Raw genomic sequence first — 8,716 nt, forward strand, 5'->3', positions numbered from 1 at the left:
GCTGAGCTGATTTGAATCTAAGCCCAGTGACGTCAGTTGCGTATTTGCACTCACGTCAATATCAGTCAACTGGTTATTATCAAGGTTTAACAATGTTAAAGCTGTATTACGAGTTGTATCAATCGAGTTCAATAGGTTAGTGTTTAAATCAAGCACCACTAACGCTGTATTTTTTGAAACATCTATGTGTAATAACTGATTTTTATATAGCCGTAATTCCTTTAGCCGAACGTTGCTCGAGATATCAATTTCATCAAGTTTGTTTCCCCCAAGACTCACATCTTTTAATAACTTATTATTGGATAGGTTTATTGTAGATAACTGATTATCATATGCTTTAAAGTTCGTTAAGGATTTATTATTATTTAAGTTAATACTCTCTAGCGCATTTTCATAAACTCTCAGCTCAATTAACTGGCTGTTGTGCGTCAAATCAATGTTCGTTAGCTTATTATTACCTAAGCTTAAATCCGTCAGTTTACTATTTTTAGACACATCGATTGTATTCAATTGATTATTAGAAAGCTGTAACTTTGTTAGATCAAGGTTCTTAGTGACTGATAAACTTGATAAGCTATTGTTTCTTAGGTCTAGCTCTTTCAAATCGGATAGTGCTGAAACATCGAGTTCGGTCAGTAAGTTACCATTTAAACTTAACGAAACTAACCCTGTATTTTTAGAAAGGTCGATTGTAGTTAGCTGGCTATTGTCTAACTTAATGCGCGTCAATTTAATTAACTGCGAAATGCCCACCATTGAGTCTATCGCATAGCCATCACAACTTAACGATGTAACTTCATGAATAAAATTATTGCCGCTATCTGACATACATTTTAGTAACTGTGGGTCAGCAATAACACTTGATACACTTACTTTCGGTTTAAATACGACAGAAACAGTACAATTAGTCTGAATTAATCCCGTTGTATAGGTTGTTCCTGACAAATTACCGCTGCACCCAGTGACGCTATCTAAAAAGTATCCCTCACCGGCGAGCATATTAACCACAGCCGATTTGCCAAATTCAACATCTATACTTTCTCGGCTACTGGTTCCTTGTCCCTCAATATCAATAGACACACGATACGTCTGCGCAAATGGTTTATCATTTCCTTTATCTGAGCCTCCCCCACATCCACACAAAAATACCAGTAGGAAAAATGTACTCAAGCTCAGTTTCATTATTTTCATTAGTCAGTCTTCTATAAATATGCACAAATGCTGATTCACAGAAACAGTAAATAGACTTATTTACCGTCCTTATCTCACCCAACAATCTAAATAACTTTGTATGTGGGAAATGATTAATACAAAGCCATTACTTAGTATGAACTACATAAGTAAGTTTAACGGCTAAAGGCAATGATGAATAGTTATTATAGTACTATCATACTAGATTTATAGTGATAGGAGACAGGTAAAGACTCAAGCAGTCTCACCTGACTAATAGAAGTTTAGTTATGCATCACACGGCGTAAATGCTCGCAACATACTTTTCCATTGCAATGTTAGGGTCAGCAATGGGTGTAAAACCGAACTGTTGATATAAACCATGTGCATCTTTAGTTGCTAACGTAAAACGCCTCAGAGTCTGTAAATCAGGATGAGTCATAACGGCATCGATGAGCTTCTTCCCCAAACCCTGACCTCGGTATTGCTCTAATACAAACACATCAAGTAAATTCGCAAAAGTTGCATGGTCGGTAACAACACGCCCAAATGCCAATAATTGCTTATCATCAACAAGTGCAAAGCATAAAGAATGTTGTAACGCCCTCTTGAGCAAAGACTTATCGATTCCTTTGCTCCAATAACTGCGTTGAGCCAAATACCGATATACTTCATCAAATTGTGTAGCAGACAAGGTATGTATAAGTTGCATAATTCGCCCTTCCTTAAATAAAAATTAATGGTAAGCACGTGACCAACAGCAATGCCATCACGATATTAAAACGGCTGCGCTGCTTTGGTTTGTGTAGATAGCGATTAATATATTTGCCAGCAAATACCCAAAAAACAGCACAACATATTCCAACCAAATTAAAAACAACCAATCCTAAAATCGCAGAGTCCCAAAATAGCGCTCCAGGAATGGTCAATGCACTACAAAGCGACAGTAACATACTAATAGACTTAGGATTAATTAACTGAAAAACAGCCGCTTGATTGACACTCATGGGTTGCAATAGCTCTTGGCTGTTTACTTGCGCCCCTGATTGAATAATTTTACTGGCTAAATACAAAATGTATCCGCATGCGATAGCTTGTAATGCAGCATGCAAAATAGGCAACATACTGAACAAGCTCCCGAGTCCACACAGCATTAAAATGTGCATTACCGTCATGCCAACACGGATCCCAAAAATATGCGGCATTGTGCGCTTTACACCAAACTTTGCCCCTGACAAAGTCAGTAAAATATTATTAGGCCCTGGGGTGAAAGCTGCTATGAAGCAAAACAAAACCAGTGCAGGAATTAACGCTATTAACTCTTCATTGAACACTCTACCCCCTCAAATTGTATTGATACAATATTTATTTTCAACTAAGACTATTTATTGTCATAATGATACAAAGACATCAATAAATTTATTGTTATGAATACAATTTGGCAACCAGAATTATCACAGTTCACATCTTTATCAACACATCAGCCCAAATACCGCGCATTGGCGGAATTGGTTGAGCAAGCAATTGATGATCAACAGTTGGTTTTTGGTTGTAAACTGCCACCACAAAGGCAATTGGCTGATCGCCTTTGTATAACGCATGGCACAGTAACCCGCGCTTATGCATTGCTAGAGCAACGAGGACTAGTTAATGCCAAGCTTGGAGCTGGCACATTTATCGCAGTTAGAGAGCAAATTTTAGATACTGCACTTGAAACAGACTTTGCTTCAAGTATGCAGCCTATGTTGGGGCAACAACAAGTTCTTGGTGCTGCAATGCAATCACTGGCAGAAGAGTCTGCTATGCTGCAAGAAGTTATGGTTTACAAACTTAACGGACTTGCACGTCATCAACAATTTTTTAAACAGTGGCTCAAAGACAAAGGGATGCATTGTGAACAGCAAGAAATTATATTTTGCCAAGGCGCACAACAGGCGATTTACGCAACATTAGCTACACTATGTCAACCTGGCGAATTGGTGTTGCATGAAGCTATGACATATCCAGGGTTTTATAACGCCTGCCAATCACTCAACTTGAAAACACAAGGCATTGGGCTTGGCAACGACGGAATAAACCTAGATGAGCTAGAAAAGCTATGTCAAATTAGCGATATTAAAGCCATATACATCACACCAAATTGCCAAAATCCCACTAACTTACAATACAGTCAAGAAAACCTAACGCAACTATTAGCACTTAGCCGACGTTACAATTTTTTTATTCTGGAGGACGACGTAAACTACTGCCTACCACAAAATTGGCGCCTTCCTTTGTGGCAAAAAGCACCTGATAGAGTATTCTATTTAGCCAGCTTATCTAAATATTTTGCTGGCGGTTTACGTGTCGGTTATTTGTTAGCACCGATATTATGGCAAAAGTCTGTATTACAGCAACTCCATGCCCAGTGCTGGGCCGTTTCTATGATGAATTTTGAATTGCTAATGCGCGTGATGAAAAACCCTGATTTTGCCCACAATCAAGAAAAGCTAGCAAAAGAGTTAACCTACCGTATCGATACACTTAAAATGATCATGACTAAGCATCAACTGCCAGCATCCTTTGCTGGGCTTAATGTATATTTACCTTTGCCATTGCATCTTAATATGCACTCTTTAACAAGTCAGCTAAAAGCAAATAAAGTCTTGGTGCGCGCCATAGACGTGTTTGTTAATCCCCATAGTGAACAAACTACACAACCGGTCAATGGTATTCGACTCACCCTTGGCGGACCAAACAGCCGAGCTGAGTTTGATTTAGGGATCACCCGAATTGATGAAGTACTCTCACAACTTCCTCATACCCATGATGTCGTGATTTAAGTGGTTTAAGTGGTTTAAGTGGTTTAAGTGGTTTAAGTGGTTTAAGTGGTTTAAGTGGTTTAAGATCAAAATATGCATTACGGTGAGTATATCTTTCATTCAATTAAGTTAATAAAAAATATACTCAAGAATCAAGCCCAAACACACAGTCCATAAAACATTAAGTCTTAATTAAAAATAGTTAGTCTGCTATAATGTCATAATTTGCTATTAAATATAGTTATTAACCTTAGGCTTATCGGTCAATAATACAGCCGCTTTTTCTTTATACAATTCAAATGTATCATCTAATATAAATTTTCCGACCGTATTGCGTATTTCTTTCATATACGAAGCTGAAATACTGTAATCGTCTCGTTCTGGTGCTGCTTTTGCTTGCGCAGTGGCAAGTTCCGCCTGATTAGAAAAATACGCAGCAACATCAATTTTCTCATTGGGGTCAACACGACCATCGCCAAAAGAAAGTACCTCTAACGTCCCCTCTAAATCAAGGAGCGCTTCTCTCTCTTTAGATATGATCGGCATGCCAAATCTACCAATCCTCGTAGGTTCATCATTACCGTGCTCTTTTTCATACTCTCTATGCATTGCGTTTACATCTTGAACAAGACTGTATAATTCATTGAGGCTCATATTAGAGAAATCAAGATCTTCTTTATTAAAAATCTGCTCATAAGCACTGCCTTTGACTAAAGTTAAATCAAAATCGCTCTGTGTCTCATTTGTATCGGTATCAACCGTGCTGCTTTCATTGCCCACATCTGGGGCTCCCTGATTCTTTACTTGTTCACCGGTTACAGGCTCCAAAAAATAAGCTTTATTGCCAATCTGGGTATGAAGTGAATTAATATTAATTTTCATAAAGATCCTTTTAAACTAGGTTACTTTATCGGCTTTACCTTACAAAACTTAAAAATTACATTCAATTAACTTTTATGAGAGACGATTTATCAGCTGTAAACCTCTCGTCTTAACATATTAGCGTCTCTAAGCGCTTATTCGCGCTCAACATACCACCAACTGAAAAGTAAATTATATACTCAGTTAAATGTAATATACTCAGTTAAATGTAATATACTCAAAGACATAGTTGCCTTCCTTTCATCGCAACCAAGCTTTATCAAAAGGTTTACATTCTTAACGAAAAATAAGTGCGATTTACCACACTTAAATGACGCACTGAACTGGATTTACTTACACCGAGCAATATTCACTTATACTGTATGGTTGGTGGGCCATTCCTGACTAATAATCGTCAATGTTCTTTTAATAAACATTCTATATGCTCTTTCAGGAATAAACGGTGATCGGTTTTCTACATTAAACATATTTAGAAGTTCAACGGTATGATCATCATGCATTATTTCACTCATGCCCATTCATTTTAATGATAGCTTACGAATGTGAGCAACCCAATTATGAGTGTGCTTTCTAAACTCGCGTAATGACTCCTTATTCGCAGGTTTACCATGGCCTGGAACAATACGTGTATCTTCATTACCCAATGCCAAAATATGGTCTATCGCTTTATCGAACCCTTTTAACCCCCCCAGCATAAAATGTGGGGTGCCAACTACTGTCAAACACATCGCCGACAAACAAACTATTGCTTTTTTTGTGATAAAAAACCGCATCTTGACTCGTATGAGAATTGACTGTAATACCTTCAATCTCATTGATTTTGAAATCAGAACCAACGAGCTTTGCCCCTTGTTTAATGAAAAAGGCATTACCACCAGAATGATCTTCGTGTGAATGTGTGTTCAAAATATAGCTAGGTGCTTGGCCATCTATTTTAACTATAAGCTTCATTAGCTCAGCTAATCGTCCTTTGCCGGGCATAGGATCAATTAAAACGACACCATCTTTTGTAGTAACTAGCCCGATATTGGTGTTGTACTTTACATCCGTCAATATATGGAGTGTTTGCGATAGTTTCGAAACATTAAAACCTTTGATCACCTCTGCTTTAGCAGGTGGTATAAATATCAGCAGCGCCAAAAGCACAAAATATCTCATTGATAATCCTTTTAACCAGTTAAAGAACTATGCTGTTTCTACAAAAAACTTCATTGTAGTCACTATTAAGTTCGTCATTAATATTTCGCGATGTCATACTACATAGCCAAGAACATATACGGCTAAAAACAACACCAACATGATACTTCCGTATACATTAGCCACTTTATTGATAATGAAATTATTTTTTCCTACCTTTTCAACTTTAACCTGCTCTTTGAATAAGCCAACAGCAAACAAAGCAACTGAAATAAATAAAGTGAATGAGAATAGTCCCGTAAAAACCACTTCAAATTGATTACCTAAAGCAAAAATTGCGCCTAAAAACCCCAAAAAGTAATAAATAGGCATTAAGAAAATACCTAGATACTTAATATAACAATATCTTTCTATCATATAAAAACCTGAAAATAAAGTGTGCGCTTTTAACCAAGCATTATCATTTATAACCCGACCAAAACACCTATAAAACTAAAAACATTCGTTCGTCTCATAATTACATAAAACCACATTCTAATCACCTTAAAAAAGCCATCATCATTGCTTTTATAATTTTTCTTCCCTCTCATATGGCTAGGAGACCAAATACCTGGTTTGATAATAATATCGTATTACTCCTGTCTATATTAAACCTGACAGGTAATGCACTGATTGTCTTCGTTTATTATACTTACACTCAGTCAATAGCTCGATAAATTGGCACATTTATAGAGCTGTTGTTATGCCATTTGATCTGCAGCGGCTCTTTTGCATCACTTATATTTTCGTCACTCACATCTTTACCGGTGCCATAATTTATCTGTGCAAACGAGTTTTTATTAATATTCAGTGTCACCAGTAAACGGCTCCCTTTACTTAACTTACGGCTCACCATCCGAGTTTTATCAAATGGAATTGACGTTACCTTGTAAGGCGTAAGCAAGCTTCTTTTGCTCATGTCTTTTGCATAACTCGCTCGGCCTAAAAAATAAGACAAGTGAAATAACGCCCCGTTTGGCATCACCTCATACAGCACCACTCCTATATCCATATCTTTTTTATTGATAGTGGCTTTTATCTCCCCAGAGAATGTACCCGAAACTTCAATTTCAGTGTCAAATGGCGCACTTATAAATGAATAGCCATTGGATAAATCAGGCTTTTTACCAACGATTGGGTAAGGGTAATAGTCATTATTGGAGGTTTTCCTATCTGAAAAATCTACTTCTTGATACAAAAAACCTAATTCTGAGGGATAAGTCGGAGTTAATTGATTTTTATCGCCACTTTTAAGGTTACTCAAATAGAGCGTCAGTACTTCATTACTTTGTTTTTCAATCGATGGAGCATGCTTCCATTCGTTGCTCCCCATTACTTGATAATTTATTTTATCTTTTATCAGGCTCGGTTTTTGCGCCCCATAAAATATATGATCCATCCATTGATAAGTAATTTCTGACGTATCAAAATGCGCTACAGGGTCTATCGTATAACTTCTTAACGTCGATGACTTTTTCACCGCCTGCGCACCAAAATGGTCATAGGGGCCTATTAGTAAATAATGTTCCGCATTAGAGTTATACTTGTAGTGCTCTTTCAGATAATGCAAAGCTGACTGTTGGCCATCGTCATAATACCCAGTGATAGTTAACACTGGAATGTTAACCTTAGCGAACTCATCTTTATAAGGGACCATGTTCTGCCAATACTTATCGTAACTTGGATGCAATAACCAGCGTTGTAACCATTTATTTTCTAGACCATCGACACTATCTACTTCACGATAAGACTTACCGCTTTGATACCACTTTTCGTTCAATTCATTCCAACGTTCATGGTCTGAGTAAATCTCATTATCGAGCGTTTTATTATTCGTCGTATAAAAAGGCCATGCATAATTCACGAATAGAAAAATATTGTTCTCCATCGGTAAGCCATCACCGGGATTATTCGCCACATAGGGTACAATAGTTTTTAATGCTGGCGGCAAATGCTTTAGTGCGGCCCATTGTGTGAAACCATCGTAGCTACCGCCAAACATACCAACTCGACCATCACTCCACGTTTGTTTACTGAGCCAATTAATAACATTGCTGGCATCTTCTCCATCATGTTCATACGGGATGGGTATATCAGGGCTATGACCTTTCCCGCGTGTGTAAGCGACGGCCCCCGCATAACCACGCGCTGCAGACTCTCTTATTTTGGAAAATTCCTTTTCTGCATTATGATAGATAGTAAAATTCAGTAAGGTCGGTAGTGTTTTCTTATTGTTTTTTGGTCGAACGATCATTGCCGCTATTTGTGCGCCGTCGGGCATTTTTATCAGTACATTCTTGTCGATAATATAACGTTTATCATCATCCTCAGCGATTAATGACCCGACAAATGGCGCCCAAAGTTGATGGGCTTGATAATGTTGGAAATGTCGTAGTAACTCAATCGCTGCTACCCGTGATATTTTTGTTTTATGTTTATGCTTTTCAAATACTAAATCAAAGGCTTGATGGGTCTCTTTTACGTCACGTTTAAACCACTGTATTGCTTTACTCGCACGCTTATTATCGAGACTCGCAAAGACAGTACGAAAAACCTGTGCAAACACGCGCTTCAAGCTCGGTTCATTCGAACACAACCCATTTTGGACCTGAGCCACGACATAAAACGGTACCAGTGATGCGATTAACTCGCCATTTATATCTACTTTGATTGTTTTTAGCTGCTCA

Annotated in this window: 9 protein-coding genes; 1 reads left to right on the top strand and 8 read right to left on the bottom strand. The window is 37.7% G+C overall.

Features of this window, described 5'->3' with window-relative positions:
- From J8L97_RS21695 to J8L97_RS21705, 3 genes are all read right to left on the bottom strand, one after another.
- Positions 1-1,191 (bottom strand): leucine-rich repeat domain-containing protein (locus tag J8L97_RS21695; protein ID WP_409455178.1); only part of this gene is annotated, 1,191 nt, incomplete at its 3' end.
- 274 nt (positions 1,192-1,465) lie between these two features.
- Positions 1,466-1,882, bottom strand: a complete 417-nt coding sequence (locus tag J8L97_RS21700; protein WP_211052726.1) for a GNAT family N-acetyltransferase — start codon at positions 1,880-1,882, stop codon at positions 1,466-1,468.
- Positions 1,883-1,895: 13 nt separating this feature from the next.
- Positions 1,896-2,504 (bottom strand): LysE family translocator, encoded by a 609-nt coding sequence (locus J8L97_RS21705; RefSeq protein ID WP_211052728.1) that lies wholly within the window; start codon positions 2,502-2,504, stop codon positions 1,896-1,898.
- 93 nt (positions 2,505-2,597) lie between these two features.
- On the opposite strand from J8L97_RS21705, the gene J8L97_RS21710 reads away from it, so the two are divergent.
- Positions 2,598-3,992: a PLP-dependent aminotransferase family protein gene (locus J8L97_RS21710; protein WP_211052730.1), complete on the top strand. Its 1,395-nt coding sequence runs from the start codon at positions 2,598-2,600 to the stop codon at positions 3,990-3,992.
- 210 nt (positions 3,993-4,202) lie between these two features.
- On the opposite strand, the gene J8L97_RS21715 is transcribed toward J8L97_RS21710, so the two are convergent.
- The 5 genes from J8L97_RS21715 to J8L97_RS21735 all read right to left on the bottom strand — a co-directional run.
- Positions 4,203-4,853, bottom strand: coding sequence for a hypothetical protein (locus J8L97_RS21715; protein ID WP_211052732.1), 651 nt, complete (start codon positions 4,851-4,853; stop codon positions 4,203-4,205).
- A gap of 353 nt (positions 4,854-5,206) precedes the next feature.
- Positions 5,207-5,365, bottom strand: coding sequence for a hypothetical protein (locus tag J8L97_RS21720; RefSeq protein WP_211052734.1), 159 nt, complete (start codon positions 5,363-5,365; stop codon positions 5,207-5,209).
- A 154-nt stretch (positions 5,366-5,519) separates the two neighbouring features.
- Positions 5,520-6,011, bottom strand: coding sequence for an MBL fold metallo-hydrolase (locus J8L97_RS21725; protein ID WP_211052736.1), 492 nt, complete (start codon positions 6,009-6,011; stop codon positions 5,520-5,522).
- Between the two features lie 93 nt (positions 6,012-6,104).
- Positions 6,105-6,407 carry a hypothetical protein gene (locus J8L97_RS21730; protein WP_211052738.1) on the bottom strand — a complete coding sequence of 101 codons (303 nt, stop codon included), beginning with the start codon at positions 6,405-6,407 and terminating at the stop codon, positions 6,105-6,107.
- Between the two features lie 280 nt (positions 6,408-6,687).
- Positions 6,688-8,716: CocE/NonD family hydrolase (locus J8L97_RS21735; protein ID WP_211052741.1), on the bottom strand; the 2,029-nt coding region annotated here is incomplete at its 5' end.

Source organism: Pseudoalteromonas sp. MMG012, assembly GCF_018100875.1.
In the GTDB taxonomy this organism is placed as follows: Bacteria; Pseudomonadota; Gammaproteobacteria; order Enterobacterales; family Alteromonadaceae; genus Pseudoalteromonas; species Pseudoalteromonas aurantia.